This window comes from Curtobacterium sp. ZW137, from assembly GCF_003762905.1.
Lineage (GTDB): Bacteria > Actinomycetota > Actinomycetes > Actinomycetales > Microbacteriaceae > Curtobacterium.
This window is the reverse complement of record NZ_RJKS01000002.1, coordinates 1-14,532: the sequence shown is the minus strand read 5'-3', so window position 1 is coordinate 14,532 and position 14,532 is coordinate 1. Positions and strand designations below refer to the sequence as shown.

Sequence of the window (14,532 nt, the reverse complement as noted above, 5' to 3'; positions counted from 1 at the left end):
GCGCGCAGTTCCGGTTGCGCTCTCGTGCGAACGTCGCGCCCCGTCATGCCGGGGCGCGACGCCGCTGCGGGGGCGCGACCCGGCAGCGGCGTCGCGTCACGACCGGACGGGAGGCCCGGAGCCCGTCCGTCAGGTCGGCTCACCCTCGGCGCGCACCCGGTCCACGAGCGCGGCCCACGGTCCGTCGAGTTGGCTGCCGGGCATCCGCACGGTGGTGCGGGCGACGGTGATCGTCCACTCGAAGTCGTCGGGCACGGAGTTCCGGCGGCGCGGCGGCGACTCGCGGGGGAGTGACCCGACCAGGTCGTACCAGCCGTCGGGGTCGTCGCACGCGTCGGTGTCCACACGCCAGCCCCTGGTGAGGCCGGCGAACCCACCACTGCGGCGGACGACGATGTGCATGCTCCCGAAAATACGCGCTCTCAGGCCAGGACGCCGACGTTCCGCCATGCCTCGGTCACCGCGGCCGACTGTGACGAGCCGGACCCGAAGCGGGTGTCCGCCGCGGCGACCGTGACCCGCGCGAAGCCGGCGAAGTCGATCGACGCGGTGACGTCCGGCGAGGTCAGGGCGTCCCACCAGACGGCCCCGGCGCCGTCCCACGCGTTCCCGCCGATCGCGGTCGCCGCAAGGAAGAAGGCGTGGTTCGGGATGCCCGAGTTCGTGTGCACGCCGCCGGAGTCGTCGGTGGTCTCCACGTACCCGGCCATCGTCCCCGGCTGCGGGTCCTTCCCGAGCACCGGGTCGTCGTACGCGGTCCCCGGGGCCTTCATGGACCGCAGCGCCACGCCGTGCACCGCGGCGGTGAACAGCCCCTCGCCGATCAGCCACGTCGCCTGCTCGGCGGTCTGCCCCGCGGTGTACTGCGCGACCAGGGAACCGAACACGTCGCTGATCGACTCGTTGAGCGCGCCGGACTGCCCCTGGTACGTCAGGTCCGCGGTGTACTGGGTGACGCCGTGCGTGAGCTCGTGGCCGATCACGTCGAGCGCGATCGTGAAGCGGTTGAACACCTCGCCGTCACCGTCGCCGAAGACCATCCGGGTTCCGTCCCAGTACGCGTTGTCGTAGTCCTGCCCGTAGTGCACGCTGGCGTCGAGGGGGAGCCCGGCGCCGTCGATCGACACACGGCCGAACACGTCGAGCCAGAACGCGTGCGTCGCGCCGAGGCCGGCGTACGCCTCGTCCACGGCGGCGTCGCCGGAGTCGGGGCCCCCTTCGCTCCGGACGAGCGTGCCCGGCAGCGTGGTGGACCCCTTCGCGTCGAAGATGCTCCGCTGTGGTGAGCGGTCCGGTGCCGTGGCCGGGTGACTCACGCCGAGCCGGGCTTCGCGCTTGGGTGCCTGGACGGTCTCGAGGGAGGCGAGCGCCGTGCGCGCCGCCGGGGTGGCGCGGGGGAACGCGTCGGTGGGCGCGTCCGCGATGGCGCGCAGCAGGTACGGCGGGACGACGGATCGGAGCTGGGCGGCGGTCATGGTGCCCATGCAACCCCCGGGCACCGACATCGGACGCCGGTTCAGCCTCCCGATCGGATGTCCTCAGCTGCCCTTGCGGTTCTCGACCAGTGCGAGCGCGTACGACTCCCACCACTGACCCGCGGCCGGGCCGCCGTTGCAGGTGCCGTCGCTGAGCCCGGGGGTCTTCACCCAGAGCAGCGCGTCCAGCCGGGACGACCCCGCGGCCACGTGCGGATCCTGGCCGAGCCCCGCGCCGTCGGGGTTGCACCACGTGCCGCGCCAGCCCTGGCCGTTCCGGGAGACGTCGATGACGAAGTGCGGATCGCCGCCGATCGCGTCCGCGAGGCCGTCCGCGTACGTCCGCTCCTGGTCCACCCGGTAGAAGTTCGAGACGTTGGTGAAGAAGCCCTGGGTCTGGTCGATCCCGGCCTCCCGCAGCCACCCGGCCATCTTCGCGGTGGGGACACGGTTCTCGTTCCCGCCGTCGAGGTACACCGTGAGCCCGTGCCCGGAGAGCTCGCTGACCGCCTTCCGGAGCAGCGGCAGCCGTGAGTCGAGCAGGCGCTTGCAGACCTGGATCTGCGCGATGGCGTCGGGCTCCACGAGGACCACGGCGTGCGACCCCGCCATCGCACGCACGGCCGAGCGCACCCATGGCAGGTACTCCGACGCCGTCGTGCCGCCCTTGGAGTAGCTGCCGCAGTCCCGGTCGGGCACGTTGTAGAGCACGAACACCGGCGTCTTGTCCTGCGACGCCGCGTTCGCGACCACCTGCCGGATCGTGGCGCGGGTCTTCGTGACCGAGGTGTTCGTCAGCCAGGTCGCGATCGGCTGGTCCGCGATCTCGGCGATGCGGTCGGCGGTGGTGTCCTCGCCGTCCTGGCGCGCCACCCGTTCGCGCATGCCGGGTTGGTTCTCGCTCGCCGGCTGCCGGGCGAGGCCGCCGGGGAAGGCCTGCGCGGCCGTCGCCCGCTCGACGATCCGGCGCCCGTCGGGCCCGTTCGGGCGGTTCGGCAGCCACACCGAGACGGTCACGACGACCGCGGCCACGACGACGGCGACCGCGCCGATGAGCACCCACTGGCGTGCAGCGCTCGACAGCCGTCGTCGATGTCGGTGCTTCGTCGTGTCCTGGTCCGGCATCGGCGGTGCTCCTGATCTGACCGTGTCCCGTCGGGCTCGTCGTCACCATCGTACGGATCTCCCCAGGAGCGCTCCAGGACTCTGGCAGGCAGATGACCCACACTGTCGGGATGTTCCGGAAACTCCTCCTGCTCGCCCTCACGGCGGCGTACGCCTGGGTGATCTGGCGGATGACGTTGACGCCGCACGTGTTCACGTCCGCCGAGAACTCCCTCGTCCTGCACGCGCTCGCCTGGGCGCAGCACCTGCCGCACGGCTCGTGGCTGACCTACGACCGCACCGAGTTCCTCGCCAACATCGCCATGTTCGTGCCCGTCGGGATGATCGCCGCGATGTGGCTCCCGCGCCGCTGGTGGTTCCTCGGCGTGCTGATCGCGGTCGGCCTGTCCGGCGGCATCGAGCTCGCGCAGGGCGCACTGCTGCCGAACCGTGTCTCAGACCCGCGCGACGTCCTGTCGAACGGCATGGGCGGCCTGCTCGGCGCCACGCTCGTCGGCCTCGTGCGCAGCCTGATGCCAGCACCCCGGCGGCGACGCCTGCGGGCACGGACCGTCTGACGCCCCTGGTGCCGCTCGCGCTCTGGTAGTCTTGTGCGGTTGCCGTAGAACGGCCGCGGACAAAGAGCGCCCATGCATCAGGCATGAGCACCGCGCAACGGATCGAAAGGGGATCACCAATGGCACTTGACGCACAGGTCAAGCAGGAGATCATCGAAGAGTACGCGACCCACCCGGGCGACACCGGATCCCCCGAGGTCCAGGTCGCCGTTCTGACGCGTCGTATCAACGACCTGAACGAGCACCTCAAGGAGCACAAGCACGACCACCACTCGCGTCGTGGTCTGCTGCTCATGGTCGGTCAGCGTCGCCGTCTCCTCGGCTACCTCTCCAACGTCGACATCGCTCGCTACCGTGCGCTCATCGAGCGCCTCGGCCTGCGTCGATAAGGCATCGTCGCTCGTCGACGAACACACGGCTTGATCGAACGCCCCGGTCCTCTTCGCTGAGGACCGGGGCGTTCTCCGTTGCCGGGAATGCTTGCGTTCCCTCGCCGGTTGGCTACGATGTTCATGCAAACGCATTGAAAGATCGGGAGTCACCATGACCACCATCGCCGTCGTCTCCGCCGGGCTCTCCGAGCCGTCGTCGACCCGACTGCTCGCCGACCGGCTGGCCGAGTCCGCCGTCGCCGCCATCGAGACGACCGGGACGGGAGGCTCGCCCCGCGTCGTGCACGTCGACCTGCGTCCGCTGGCCCACGAGATCACCGACGCGATGCTCACCGGGTTCCAGGCGCCGGCGCTGGCAGCGGCCACCGCCGCGGTCGTCGAGGCCGACGCGCTCGTGTTCGTCTCGCCGATCTTCACCGCGGGGATGAGCGGGCTCGCGAAGTCGTTCCTCGACGTCATGGACAAGGACGCCCTCGCCGACATGCCGGTCCTCCTGGCGGCGACCGGTGGCACCTCCCGCCACTCGCTGGCGATCGAGCACGCGATGCGTCCCGTGTTCGCGTACCTCCGCGCGGCCGTCGTGCCCACCGGCGTGTTCGCCGCGACCGACGACTGGGGCACCCGAGGCGACCAGGCGGCACTCGACGGACGCATCCGCCGGGCCGGGGCCGACCTGGCCTGGGCGATCGGAGCCTCCCGTCGGAACCCGCAGGAGGCGGACGCCCTGCCGGAGGTGGCGGACTTCGCGAGCCTGCTCGGCGGACTCGGCCACTAGTCCGACCGGCGCTCTCATCGCCGACACAGGGATCCCCGGGCCCGGGTGCAGCACCCGCCCGGGGAATCCATCGTCCCGGCTGCCAACCTCGTGGTGACGGCGAGGAGGAACGATGGACACCAACGGCAAGCGGTCCGGACGGACCACGACGGCGATCGTCGGCGCGGGCGGGCTCGCGGTGGCGCTCGTCACCGGTGGCGGGTTCTGGGTCGGGCACCAGGCGGACGCGACCCTGGCGGACGCGACTCAGGCGACTGCGACCCTGGCGGACGCGACTCAGGCGACTGCGACTCAGGCGACTGTGACCCTGGCGGCCGCCGAATCGGGTGTCGCCCCGGGCCGTGCTGCCAGCTCCGACGCGATGACGACGGGGTCGTGACGATGCGCGCCAGCACGTCGTGGGACCTCTGGACCACCACCGCCTCGGTCGTCCTCGACCACCGGGACCGCCGCCACCTCGCCGCCGCCGAGTCCTGCGTGCGCGAGGTCACCGCAGCCGTCGACGCCGCGTGCAGCCGGTTCCGGCCGGACTCGGAACTGCTCGCGCGGGCCGGGGAGCTCGAGCGCGGCGCCGTGGTCAGCCCGCTCCTCGCCAGCCTCGTCCACCAGGCGCTCGACGCCGCCGAGACCACGTCCGGCGACGTCGACCCGACGCTCGGCGCCCGGATGGTGTCGCTCGGCTACGACGCCGCGTTCGCCGACGCCCGGGTCGTCCCGGAGCCCGCCGAACTCGCGGCGGCGCTCGACGGACGTCCGGCATGGCGACGGGTGCTGCTCTCCGGGACCTTCCTGCGGGTGCCGCACGGCGTCGTCCTCGACCTCGGCGCGACGGCGAAGGCCGCGGCCGCCGACCTGGCCGCCGCGAGCGTCACCGCCCGGCTCGGCGTCGGCGTGCTCGTCGCGCTCGGCGGGGACGTCGCCACCGCCGGCCCGGAGCCGCGCGGCGGGTGGCAGGTGCGCGTGCGGGACCTGGACGACGACCCCGAGGACCGGATCACCCTCGGTGCCGGCTGGTCCGTGGCGACCTCGAGCACGCAGAAGCGCCGGTGGGAGCAGGACGGGACGGCCCGGCACCACATCCTCGACCCGCGCTGGGGACTCCCGGCGGACCCGGTGTGGCGGAGCGTCACGGTCGTCGCGCCGTCCTGTGTCGCCGCGAACACGATGACCACCGCGGCGGTGGTCCGTGGGCACCGGGCGCTGCCGATGCTCCGCGAGCACGGTGTCGCCGCCCGGCTCGTCGCCGCGGACGGCGAGGTCATCCGGGTGGGCGGCTGGCCCGAGGAGCGCGAGATCGCCTGAACGAGGCGCTGGCGGCCGCTCAGGGACTGTCGCTCAGTACCAGTGCGGGTTGACGCTCATCTCGTGGTTCCACGCGCCGCACGGGCTGCCGTAGGAGCTCTTGATGTAGGCCAGGCCCCAGTTGATCTGGGTGTTCTGGTTCGTCCGCCAGTCGGCTCCGGCGGCGGACATCTTGTTCGCCGGCAGGGACTGCGGGATGCCGTACGCACCGCTCGAGGAGTTCAGCGCGTTCGCCCGCCAGCCCGACTCCTGCGTCCACAGCGAGACGAGGCAGCCGTACTGGTCGTCGCCCCAGCCGTAGTTGCCGAGGACGCTCCGGGCGTAGGCCTTCGCCGCCGCCGGGTCCACCGCCACGCCGGCGGTGCTCGGGTAGGACGTCCCAGCGCTCGCGGAGCTCCCCGTGGTCGTGGTCGCGGCAGCCGATGCCTTCGCTTCCGCGGCCGCCTTCGCCGCCGCGCGCTGTGCCGCAGCCTGGGCCGCGACCGCCTGCCCGACCTCGTACTGCTGCTCGGTCGCGGCGCTGGTGTCCTTGAGCGACGCCAGCTGCGCGTACAGCTCGTCGCTGTGGTCCTTGGTCGACGCGACGGCTGCGTCGGCGACCTGCTCCGCCGACTTCGCCTCGGCCGAACGTTCCTCGGCGGCCTGGGCGAGGGAGGCTCGCTCGGCCTCGGCGCGCTTCGCCTGGTCGTGCAGCGACGACGCGGTCTTCGCGGCGACGGACGCCTCGTCCATCACGCCCGCCCAGCTGCTCGAGAGCTGGTCGAGCGCGCCGAGCTGGTACAGCAGTTCGTCGGGGTCCTTCGCGGTCGCGATGCGCGTGGTCATCTGGTTCGTCGACCCGTCGCGGTACAGGTTGGCGGCGAGCTGTCCGGCACGCGTCTGTGCGCGCTTCGCGGTCGCCGACGCCTGGTCGGCCTGGGCCTGGAGGCTCGTGGCGGTCTGGGTGGCTTCACTCAGGTCCGCCTCGGCTGCGGTCGCCTTCGCGGACGCGTCGAGCGCGGCCTGCGACTTGGTCGCGGCCTCGGCCTGGGCGGACTGCAGCGCGGCCTGTACCTTGTCGACCTCGGCGGCCTTCGCCTGCTCGTTCCCCTTGGCCTTCTCGACGTCCTGCCAGCTCGGGTAGTCCGTCGCGCTCGCGGGGACGGCGGTCACGACGGGGGCGACGAGCGCACCGACGAGCACTGCGGCCGCGACGAGCACGCGTCTGACAGGGGATCGACGCATGGTCGAAGGCTATCGGGGACACGCCCGTTCGCCACCAGCCTCGCCGTCGATGCACCGCTGAATGCTAAAGTCGCGGTGTCTGGGGACCGTTTCCCGAGACGACACACAACATCGCACGCAGACCGGCACGAAGCTGGTCATCGGTGGTGGCATGCGGGCCGATCACGTCCCGACTGCTTCTACTGCTGGCCAGGCATGCGTTCCGCGTCGTGGAGCGCACGTGCACGCGTGTGCCCGAGGCCGGGTCTGCTGCATCACAGACGCAAGGAGGCATCCTCTTGGAGGGTCCCGAAATCAAGTTCGCTGAAGCGATCATCGACAACGGTCGCTACGGCACCAGGACGGTCCGGTTCGAGACCGGCCGTCTCGCGCAGCAGGCACAGGGTGCCGTCGCCGCGTACCTGGACGAAGAGACCATGCTGCTCTCGGCCACCAGCGCCGGCAAGCACCCGCGTGAGGGCTTCGACTTCTTCCCGCTGACGGTCGACGTCGAGGAGCGCTCGTACGCTGCCGGCAAGATCCCCGGCTCGTTCTTCCGTCGTGAAGGCCGCCCCTCGACCGAGGCGATCCTCGTCTGCCGTCTCATCGACCGGCCGCTGCGCCCGTCGTTCGTCGACGGCCTCCGCAACGAGGTCCAGATCGTCATCACCGTCCTGAGCATCGCTCCGGACGAGTTCTACGACGCGCTCGCGATCAACGCGGCATCGGCGTCCACGCAGATCTCCGGCCTGCCGTTCTCCGGCCCGATCGCCGGCGTGCGCCTCGCGCTCATCCCCGGCGCGAACGGCACCGACCAGTGGGTCGCGTTCCCGAGGGCGTCGCAGCTCGCTGACGCCGTCTTCGACCTCACCGTCGCCGGCCGTGTCGTCACGGACGAGGCGGGCAACGAGGACGTCGCCATCATGATGGTCGAGGCCGAGGCCACCGAGCACAGCTGGGACCTCATCCAGGGCGGCGCCACCAAGCCCGACGAGGCCGTCGTCGCGCAGGGTCTCGAGGCGGCGAAGCCGTTCCTCAAGGTCCTCGTCGAGGCGCAGGCGAAGATGGCCGCGCAGTCAGCCAAGGAGATCCAGGACTACCCGGTCTTCCCGCCCTACGCCCCCGAGGTCTACGACGCGGTCGAGGCCATCGCCCTCGCCGAGCTCGGCGACGTCTACAAGATCGCCGGCAAGCTCGAGCGCCAGGACGCGGACGACGCCCTCAAGGCCCGCGTCAAGGAGGCCATCGCCGCCAAGGTGACGGCCGGCGAGCTCCCCGAGAGCGCCAACGGCCAGGTCAGCGGCGCCTACAAGTCGGTCACGAAGAAGGTCGTCCGCGGCCGCATCCTGACCGAGCAGATCCGCATGGACGGCCGCGGCCTCGCCGACATCCGTCCGCTCGACGCCGAGGTCGCCGTGATCCCGCGCGTCCACGGTTCGGCGATCTTCCAGCGCGGCGAGACCCAGATCCTGGGCGTCACCACGCTGAACATGCTCAAGATGGAGCAGCAGATCGACTCGCTGTCGCCCGTCACGAAGAAGCGTTACCTGCACCACTACAACTTCCCGCCCTACTCGACCGGTGAGACCGGCCGCGTGGGTTCGCCGAAGCGTCGCGAGATCGGGCACGGCTTCCTCGCCGAGCGCGCCCTCGTGCCGGTGCTGCCGTCGCGCGAGGAGTTCCCCTACGCGATCCGTCAGGTGTCCGAGGCCCTCGGCTCCAACGGCTCGACGTCGATGGGCTCCGTCTGCGCCTCGACCCTGTCGCTCCTCAACGCCGGTGTGCCCCTCAAGGCACCGGTCGCGGGCATCGCGATGGGCCTCGTCTCCGACACCGTCGACGGCCAGACCCGCTACGCGGCGCTGACCGACATCCTCGGTGCCGAGGACGCACTCGGCGACATGGACTTCAAGGTCGCCGGTACCTCGGAGTTCGTCACCGCGATCCAGCTCGACACCAAGCTCGACGGCATCCCGTCGTCGGTGCTCGACGCCGCGCTGAAGCAGGCCAAGGAAGCCCGTTCGGCCATCCTCGGTGTCCTCACCGAGGCGATCGACGCCCCCGACGAGATGGCGGACACCGCGCCGCGTGTCATCTCCGTGCAGATCCCCGTCGACAAGATCGGCGAGCTGATCGGCCCGAAGGGCAAGACGATCAACGGCATCCAGGACGAGACCGGTGCCGACATCTCCATCGAGGACGACGGCACCGTCTACATCGGCGCCGTCGACGGTCCGTCGGCCGAGGCGGCTCGCGCCCAGGTCAACGCGATCGCGAACCCGACCAACCCGGAGATCGGGGACCAGTTCCTCGGCACCGTCGTGAAGATCGCCACCTTCGGCGCCTTCGTGTCGCTGCTCCCGGGTCGCGACGGTCTGCTCCACGTCTCCGAGGTGCGCAAGCTCGCCGGTGGCAAGCGTGTGGAGAACGTCGAGGACGTCCTCGGCGTCGGCCAGAAGATCCTGGTCGAGGTCACCAAGGTCGACGACCGCGGCAAGCTCTCGCTCGCGCCGGTCGTGGCGGACGAGGTCGACGTCGAGGGCGGCGCGGGTCACGAGACCCACGCCACCGCGCCGGCCGAGGGCTGAACCCAGCCAGTCGCCTGACAGCACGAACGGCCGTCGCCCCTCGGGGCGGCGGCCGTTCCGCGTGTGCGGGCTCAGGCGGCGGGGGTCTCCTGCGTGCCCATCAGGACGGCGCGGGCGAGCAGGTGATCGCGGAGCATGAACCCGACGACCGCGGGGGTCGCGTCGACCGGGACCTCGAGCAGTGGGACGTCGAGGGCGCTCAGCGTGAAGAAGTACCGGTGTGAGCCGTGTCCGGCGGGCGGAGCGGCCCCGAGGAACGTGTCCGAACCGAACTCGTTGTGACGTCGGAGTGCGGCGGCCGGCAACAGGGCGTCGTCGGTCCCGGCACCGGCGGGGAGCGAGGTCACGTCACCGGGGATGTCGGACACGGCCCAGTGCCAGAAGCCGGAGCCGGTCGGGGCGTCGGGGTCGTACACGGTGAGCACGTAGCTCTGGGTGCCCTCCGGTGCGCCGGACCACGTCAGTTCGGGGGAGCGGTCCTCGCCGCCGACGTCGGCGCCGCGTGCGGAGGTGGGCAGCTCGCCCCCGTCGGTGAAGTCGGGGCTGGTCAGGGTGAAGGTGGGCACCTCGGGGAGGCGCCAGAGCGGGTCGTTGGCCATGCACCCAGGCAACCACCCGTCCCCTGGGGGCGACCGGGACGGCGTCCCGCGGCCCCTGGGGGCGACCGGGACGGCGTCCCGCGGCCGAGATCGCAGGACCTGTCGCGTCAGGCGGTGCCGGGCGACAGATGGTGCGATCTCGGCGAGCGTGCGCGTGCCCTGGGGGCGGACGGGAGGCCCGGTGCCAGCTGGCACCCTTCCTCGCAGGCTCGGTCGGCGCGCCCCGCGCAACGCTTCGCGTTGCCGCTGAGCGGGGCGCGCCCGTCCGGTCGTGGTCGCGGGACACGTCGTTGGTGCGCCGCCGAGATCGCGATCCGTGTCGGGTCCGCCGCGGCGGAGCGACAGATGGTGCGATCTCAGCGGGAGCGCACGACGCGCGCGGCGCGCGGCGCGCGGCGCGCGGCGCGCGGCGCGCGGCCGAGACCGGCGGATCAGGCGGGGCCGGTCGCGCTGCCGGGGTTGCCGCTCGCGACGATGGCGCCGTTCACGCCCTCGGGGAAGAAGCCGCCCTTGTCGATCTGGTTCGGGTTGAGGAACACGATGTTGAGCACGCGTTCCGCGGTGCGGCCGTACGCGAGCGAGTTCGCGTCGGTCGGGACGAAGTTCACCGCGCCGGCCCTGGTCGTGATGCCCTGGTCGTCGTCGGTGCCGCCGTCGAGGGAGTCGCGGGCGTCGGAGATCTTGTTCGCCGGCACCTGCAGTCCCTTGTCGTAGAGCTTCGAGCGGATGATGCCGGCGTGGTAGGCCTCCACCGCGAGGATCCCCGCGGCGGCGCTGAGGTACGTCTTGTTGGTGATCAGCGGGGCCGCACCCTTGTAGGCGGTGACCCCGACGTCCTCGAACACGTACGCGCCGAGCAGGAAGTTCTCCTCGCTCGCGAAGGGGTCGAACCTGCCGGTCGGCCCGACGACCCCGGCGGCCCGGGCGGCCGCGGTGAAGCTGTTCGTGAAGTCGATCTTCGGCCGGGCCACCGCGGCGCCGCCGAGCGCGGACCGGAGGAACGCGACGTGCGCCCGCTCGTCGTTCGCGATCTCGGTCGCGATGCCCCTGATGGCGGGGGTCTTGAACGGGACCCGGCGGCCGCCGACGACCGGCCCCTGGGGGTCGATGCCGCCGGTCATGCTGGCGGCGAGGCCGGTGCCGAAGACGGCGCGGAGGTAGAACTCGGCCTCGAGGTACTCGAGGTTGAGCGCGAAGTTGAGGATGGCGGCGTCGGACACGGCGCCGTCCTCCTGCGGGGTGGCGACGGCGGGAGCGGCGGAGAGCACCGAGGTGCCGAGCGCGGCGAGGCCGGCTGAGGCGCCGGCGACACCGGCGGCTGCGAAGAAGCGTCGGCGGTCGAGAGCGTTCTCGGCGCTCCGGTCGACGGCATGGCGGATGAAGGCGTTGTCGAACATCGTTGTCCTCGAGTCGTGCTGGCAGCACTGAGGTCCCGCCGACGCTGCAGGGAAACGGGTCGACGGGATCGCGATCGGCGGGTTGGTCGATCGTGCGCGTCAAGCTACCCCCGAAGAGGGGGCATCACCAGGGGTGCGCGGAAAGCGGCGGTCGGCCTGCTCGGCAGGCGCGCTCAGCCCGTTCGCTCAGCCGGCGAGGACGCGCTCGGCGACCCGGCCGAGCGCCGCCGTCGCGGCGATCGCATCGCCCGCGTACGCGCCGGACATCGCGCCGTCCCGGGCGAGCATGAGCTCGTCCGCGCCGTCGCCGGGCAGCGGGTGACCCGCTTCCTGCAGGAGGTCGGCGAGGCGCTCGGTGTACCAGTCGCGGTGGCTCGCGACGACTTCGCGCACGGGGTCGCGCGGGTCGTGGTACTCCGCCGCGGCGTTGAGGAACGCGCAACCGCGGAAACCGGGCTCGTGCACCTCGTCCGCGACGGCGGTGACCCAGGACCGGACGGCCTGCGCGGGGGAGTCGGCGTCGGCGATGAGTCGCTCGAAGCGGTCCTGCACGTGGTCGTGCTGCGCCCGGATGTAGGCGAGGATCAGGTTGTCCTTCGACCCGTAGTGCTTGTAGAACGTCGCCTTCGTGACGCTCGCCTCGGAGATGAGGCGGTCGACGCCGACGCTGTGGATGCCCTCTTCGTAGAACAGCCGCGTTGCCGTCTCGAGGATCCGGACCTTCGCGCCGCCGGGACGGGGAGCCGGGGGGAGGCTCGACCCGTCCGGCGACGGAAGGTTCGGATCGCTCGGTCCAAGGAGACGCTGGACGGCCGGTTGGGGGGAATCGACCGTCACAGCGTGGCTCTCCTTGGGACTCATCGGCTCCGCGGCTGAGCGGGGGGACTCGTGCCGCCGAGGACTGATGTCCCGAGCCACCGGATCGGAATCTAGGGGGACTACCGATCCGGCATGCACGACTGTAGCACAAGGAGGACAGACAGACGAGTCGGTCTGTCCTCAATTTCTGTACCCCACTTCGAGGCACAGTCCAGATGCTGGATGAGGCACCCCGGAGAGTCAGTAGGCTCGACGGCGATGAACCACCCAGTGCCGTTGCCCCTCCAGGCCCCGGACACGTCGTTCCTGACGTCCGGGGGATCCTTCGTCCGCCGTTCCGTCCTCCCGTCGGGCGTCCGCGTGCTTACCGAGGCCGTTCCGGCGTCCCACTCGACGAGCATCGGCTACTGGGTCGGGGTCGGCTCCCGCGACGAACGCGAAGGCCAGTTCGGCTCCACGCACTTCCTCGAACACCTGCTGTTCAAGGGCACGACCACGCGCAGCGCACTCGACATCGCCGTCGCGTTCGACTCCGTCGGTGGCGAGCACAACGCCGCGACCGCCAAGGAGTACACCTGCTACTACGCCCGCGTCCGCGACGCCGACGTCCCGATGGCCGTCCGGGTGATCGGTGACATGGTGACCAACTCGGTGCTCGAGCCGCAGGCGTTCGACATCGAGCGCGGGGTCATCCTCGAAGAACTCGCGATGGCCGCGGACGACCCGGCCGACCTCGCCGGAGAAGCGTTCTTCGCCTCCGCCTTCGAGGGGCACGCCCTCGGCCGTCCGATCGGCGGCACCCCGGAGAGCATCCGCGCGGTGCAGCGGGACGAGGTCATGGCGCACTACGCCGAGCACTACGCGCCGAGCGGGCTGGTCATCACGGCCGCCGGCGCCGTCGACCACGACCGCTTCTGCGCCCTCGTCGAAGAGGTCTTCCAGAACGCCGACAAGGCGGCACCGGTCGCGCGGCGCACAGCGAAGCCCGTCGCCGACCGCGCCGCCGAACAGCTCACGGTCGTGCACCGCCCCACCGAGCAGGTCAGCATGCTGCGCGGCTCGCAGGGCCTCGACCTCCGTGACGAACGCCGCCCCGTGCTGAGCGTGCTGAACGCCGTCCTCGGCGGGGGCATGAGCTCCCGGCTCTTCCAGGAGGTCCGCGAGCGCCGCGGTCTCGCCTACGCGGTGTCGTCCTTCGCACCCGCCTACCTCGACAACGGCGCCTTCGGGGTCTACGCGGGCTGCGCCCCGGACAACGTCGCCGGCGTGATCGACATCGTCGACGCCGAGTTCGAGCGGATGGTCGACTCGGGCATCACGGACGACGAGCTGCGTCGCGCCAAGGGCCAGATCGAGGGCGCGCTGACGCTCTCGCTCGAGGACTCGGACGCCCGGATGACCCGCCTCGGTCGCGCCGAGCTCGGCACGGGCGAGTTCACCGATCTCGACACCGCCCTCGAGCGGGTGGACCGGGTATCCAGGGGCGACGTGCTCGACCTGGCACGTGACCTCCTGACCCGCCCGAAGATCACCGCGGTCGTCGGGGACGTCGAGCGCGCGGCTCTCGAGAGCGCGATCGGCATCGGCGGTTGATGCGGGAGATGTCGCACTACCTCTACCTCGTGCGCCACGGCGAGCACCAGGACGCTGAGCACGGCCTCCGCGACGGCAAGCTGTCCGAGCGCGGCAAGCGGCAGTCCATGCTCATCGCCGACCGGCTCGGCGGGGTGCCCTTCGACGGCGTGTACCACTCGCCGCTCGACGCGCCGACCGAGACCGCGTCGTTCCTGGCGCAGCGACTGCCGGCGATCCAGCCGGAGCCGTCGACGCTGCTCTTCGACTGCATCCCGTCCGGTCCCACCCCGGACATGCCGACCGCGTACAAGAAGTTCTACGGCGGGATCACCGAGGAGGAGATCATCGCCGGGCAGGCCCAGATGGGCGACGCCGTCGCGGAGTGGTTCACCCCGGCCATGCAGGACCGGCACGACCTGATCATCACGCACAACGCCGTGATCGGGTGGTTCGTGCGAGAGGTCTTCCAGGCGCCGGAGTGGCGCTGGATGGGCACGAACGTCGCACACACGGCGCTGACGGTGATCCGGATCCGGTCCGCGAAGCCCGCCGAGCTCGTGACGCTCAACGACACGGCGCACCTGCCGGTCGAGCTGCGGACGGGGCTGCCGGTCGCCCAGCCGGTCTAGGTGTAGTTCCCCGGGACGTTGTGAACGGGTGACGTAAGTGAAGACCTCCGGGACGATGTGAGTTACCACACACCACGTCGTCACCGGAGGTCTTCG

General features: G+C 71.4%; 15 protein-coding genes. 8 read left to right on the top strand and 7 right to left on the bottom strand.

The genetic code is table 11. From position 1 onward, the window contains the following. Positions 1–129 precede the first annotated feature (129 nt). The 3 genes from EDF55_RS05250 to EDF55_RS05240 form a co-directional block, all read right to left on the bottom strand. The gene (locus tag EDF55_RS05250; RefSeq protein WP_123653912.1) at positions 130–402 is read right to left on the bottom strand and encodes a protealysin inhibitor emfourin; all 273 of its coding nucleotides are present in this window, start codon (positions 400–402) and stop codon (positions 130–132) included. A gap of 20 nt (positions 403–422) precedes the next feature. After that, complete coding sequence (locus tag EDF55_RS05245; RefSeq protein ID WP_123653911.1) at positions 423–1,475, bottom strand: M4 family metallopeptidase; 1,053 nt, start codon at positions 1,473–1,475, stop codon at positions 423–425. Positions 1,476–1,538: 63 nt separating this feature from the next. Then, positions 1,539–2,600, bottom strand: a complete 1,062-nt coding sequence (locus tag EDF55_RS05240; protein WP_123653910.1) for a glycoside hydrolase family 6 protein — start codon at positions 2,598–2,600, stop codon at positions 1,539–1,541. A 110-nt stretch (positions 2,601–2,710) separates the two neighbouring features. Here EDF55_RS05240 and EDF55_RS05235 point away from each other — a divergent pair, with 110 nt between their 5' ends. The 5 genes from EDF55_RS05235 to EDF55_RS05215 all read left to right on the top strand — a co-directional run bounded on the left by EDF55_RS05235 (position 2,711) and on the right by EDF55_RS05215 (position 5,626). Beyond that, positions 2,711–3,157, top strand: a complete 447-nt coding sequence (locus EDF55_RS05235; RefSeq protein WP_165931566.1) for a VanZ family protein — start codon at positions 2,711–2,713, stop codon at positions 3,155–3,157. Between the two features lie 119 nt (positions 3,158–3,276). Further along, complete coding sequence (rpsO, locus tag EDF55_RS05230; RefSeq protein WP_123653908.1) at positions 3,277–3,546, top strand: 30S ribosomal protein S15; 270 nt, start codon at positions 3,277–3,279, stop codon at positions 3,544–3,546. Positions 3,547–3,700: 154 nt separating this feature from the next. After that, positions 3,701–4,324, top strand: a complete 624-nt coding sequence (locus tag EDF55_RS05225; RefSeq protein WP_123653907.1) for a CE1759 family FMN reductase — start codon at positions 3,701–3,703, stop codon at positions 4,322–4,324. A gap of 112 nt (positions 4,325–4,436) precedes the next feature. Then, the gene (locus EDF55_RS05220) at positions 4,437–4,703 is read left to right on the top strand and encodes a hypothetical protein (protein ID WP_123653906.1); all 267 of its coding nucleotides are present in this window, start codon (positions 4,437–4,439) and stop codon (positions 4,701–4,703) included. A gap of 2 nt (positions 4,704–4,705) precedes the next feature. Beyond that, entirely contained in the window at positions 4,706–5,626 is a 921-nt protein-coding gene (locus EDF55_RS05215; RefSeq protein ID WP_123654675.1) for an FAD:protein FMN transferase, read from the top strand. 33 nt (positions 5,627–5,659) lie between these two features. Here EDF55_RS05215 and EDF55_RS05210 read toward each other — a convergent pair whose 3' ends face one another. Beyond that, positions 5,660–6,850: a hypothetical protein gene (locus EDF55_RS05210; protein WP_123653905.1), complete on the bottom strand. Its 1,191-nt coding sequence runs from the start codon at positions 6,848–6,850 to the stop codon at positions 5,660–5,662. A gap of 278 nt (positions 6,851–7,128) precedes the next feature. Between EDF55_RS05210 and EDF55_RS05205 the strand changes: the two genes are divergently transcribed. After that, positions 7,129–9,417 carry a polyribonucleotide nucleotidyltransferase gene (locus EDF55_RS05205; protein WP_123653904.1) on the top strand — a complete coding sequence of 763 codons (2,289 nt, stop codon included), beginning with the start codon at positions 7,129–7,131 and terminating at the stop codon, positions 9,415–9,417. A 71-nt stretch (positions 9,418–9,488) separates the two neighbouring features. Here EDF55_RS05205 and EDF55_RS05200 read toward each other — a convergent pair whose 3' ends face one another. From EDF55_RS05200 to EDF55_RS05190, 3 genes are all read right to left on the bottom strand, one after another. Continuing rightward, positions 9,489–10,016 (bottom strand): YbhB/YbcL family Raf kinase inhibitor-like protein, encoded by a 528-nt coding sequence (locus tag EDF55_RS05200; RefSeq protein WP_123653903.1) that lies wholly within the window; start codon positions 10,014–10,016, stop codon positions 9,489–9,491. Positions 10,017–10,447: 431 nt separating this feature from the next. Continuing rightward, on the bottom strand, positions 10,448–11,413 hold the full coding sequence (locus EDF55_RS05195; protein WP_123653902.1) for a ferritin-like domain-containing protein: 966 nt from the start codon (positions 11,411–11,413) through the stop codon (positions 10,448–10,450). Positions 11,414–11,599: 186 nt separating this feature from the next. After that, on the bottom strand, positions 11,600–12,250 hold the full coding sequence (locus EDF55_RS05190) for a TetR/AcrR family transcriptional regulator (RefSeq protein ID WP_185017162.1): 651 nt from the start codon (positions 12,248–12,250) through the stop codon (positions 11,600–11,602). A 240-nt stretch (positions 12,251–12,490) separates the two neighbouring features. On the opposite strand from EDF55_RS05190, the gene EDF55_RS05185 reads away from it, so the two are divergent. Next, positions 12,491–13,825, top strand: a complete 1,335-nt coding sequence (locus EDF55_RS05185; RefSeq protein ID WP_123653900.1) for a pitrilysin family protein — start codon at positions 12,491–12,493, stop codon at positions 13,823–13,825. A gap of 8 nt (positions 13,826–13,833) precedes the next feature. Then, the gene (locus EDF55_RS05180; RefSeq protein WP_123653899.1) at positions 13,834–14,436 is read left to right on the top strand and encodes a histidine phosphatase family protein; all 603 of its coding nucleotides are present in this window, start codon (positions 13,834–13,836) and stop codon (positions 14,434–14,436) included. The last annotated feature ends 96 nt before the right edge of the window (positions 14,437–14,532 follow it).

Bases quoted from the DNA above. Each gene is read 5' to 3' on its own strand.
- EDF55_RS05215 (WP_123654675.1), top strand. From the start codon at position 4,706: ATGCGCGCCAGCACGTCGTGGGACCTCTGGACCACCACCGCCTCGGTC.
- EDF55_RS05195 (WP_123653902.1), bottom strand. From the start codon at position 11,413: ATGTTCGACAACGCCTTCATCCGCCATGCCGTCGACCGGAGCGCCGAG.
- EDF55_RS05200 (WP_123653903.1), bottom strand. From the start codon at position 10,016: ATGGCCAACGACCCGCTCTGGCGCCTCCCCGAGGTGCCCACCTTCACC.
- EDF55_RS05225 (WP_123653907.1), top strand. From the start codon at position 3,701: ATGACCACCATCGCCGTCGTCTCCGCCGGGCTCTCCGAGCCGTCGTCG.
- EDF55_RS05185 (WP_123653900.1), top strand. From the start codon at position 12,491: ATGAACCACCCAGTGCCGTTGCCCCTCCAGGCCCCGGACACGTCGTTC.
- EDF55_RS05235 (WP_165931566.1), top strand. From the start codon at position 2,711: ATGTTCCGGAAACTCCTCCTGCTCGCCCTCACGGCGGCGTACGCCTGG.
- EDF55_RS05220 (WP_123653906.1), top strand. From the start codon at position 4,437: ATGGACACCAACGGCAAGCGGTCCGGACGGACCACGACGGCGATCGTC.
- EDF55_RS05240 (WP_123653910.1), bottom strand. From the start codon at position 2,600: ATGCCGGACCAGGACACGACGAAGCACCGACATCGACGACGGCTGTCG.
- rpsO (WP_123653908.1), top strand. From the start codon at position 3,277: ATGGCACTTGACGCACAGGTCAAGCAGGAGATCATCGAAGAGTACGCG.
- EDF55_RS05250 (WP_123653912.1), bottom strand. From the start codon at position 402: ATGCACATCGTCGTCCGCCGCAGTGGTGGGTTCGCCGGCCTCACCAGG.
- EDF55_RS05210 (WP_123653905.1), bottom strand. From the start codon at position 6,850: ATGCGTCGATCCCCTGTCAGACGCGTGCTCGTCGCGGCCGCAGTGCTC.
- EDF55_RS05245 (WP_123653911.1), bottom strand. From the start codon at position 1,475: ATGACCGCCGCCCAGCTCCGATCCGTCGTCCCGCCGTACCTGCTGCGC.
- EDF55_RS05180 (WP_123653899.1), top strand. From the start codon at position 13,834: ATGTCGCACTACCTCTACCTCGTGCGCCACGGCGAGCACCAGGACGCT.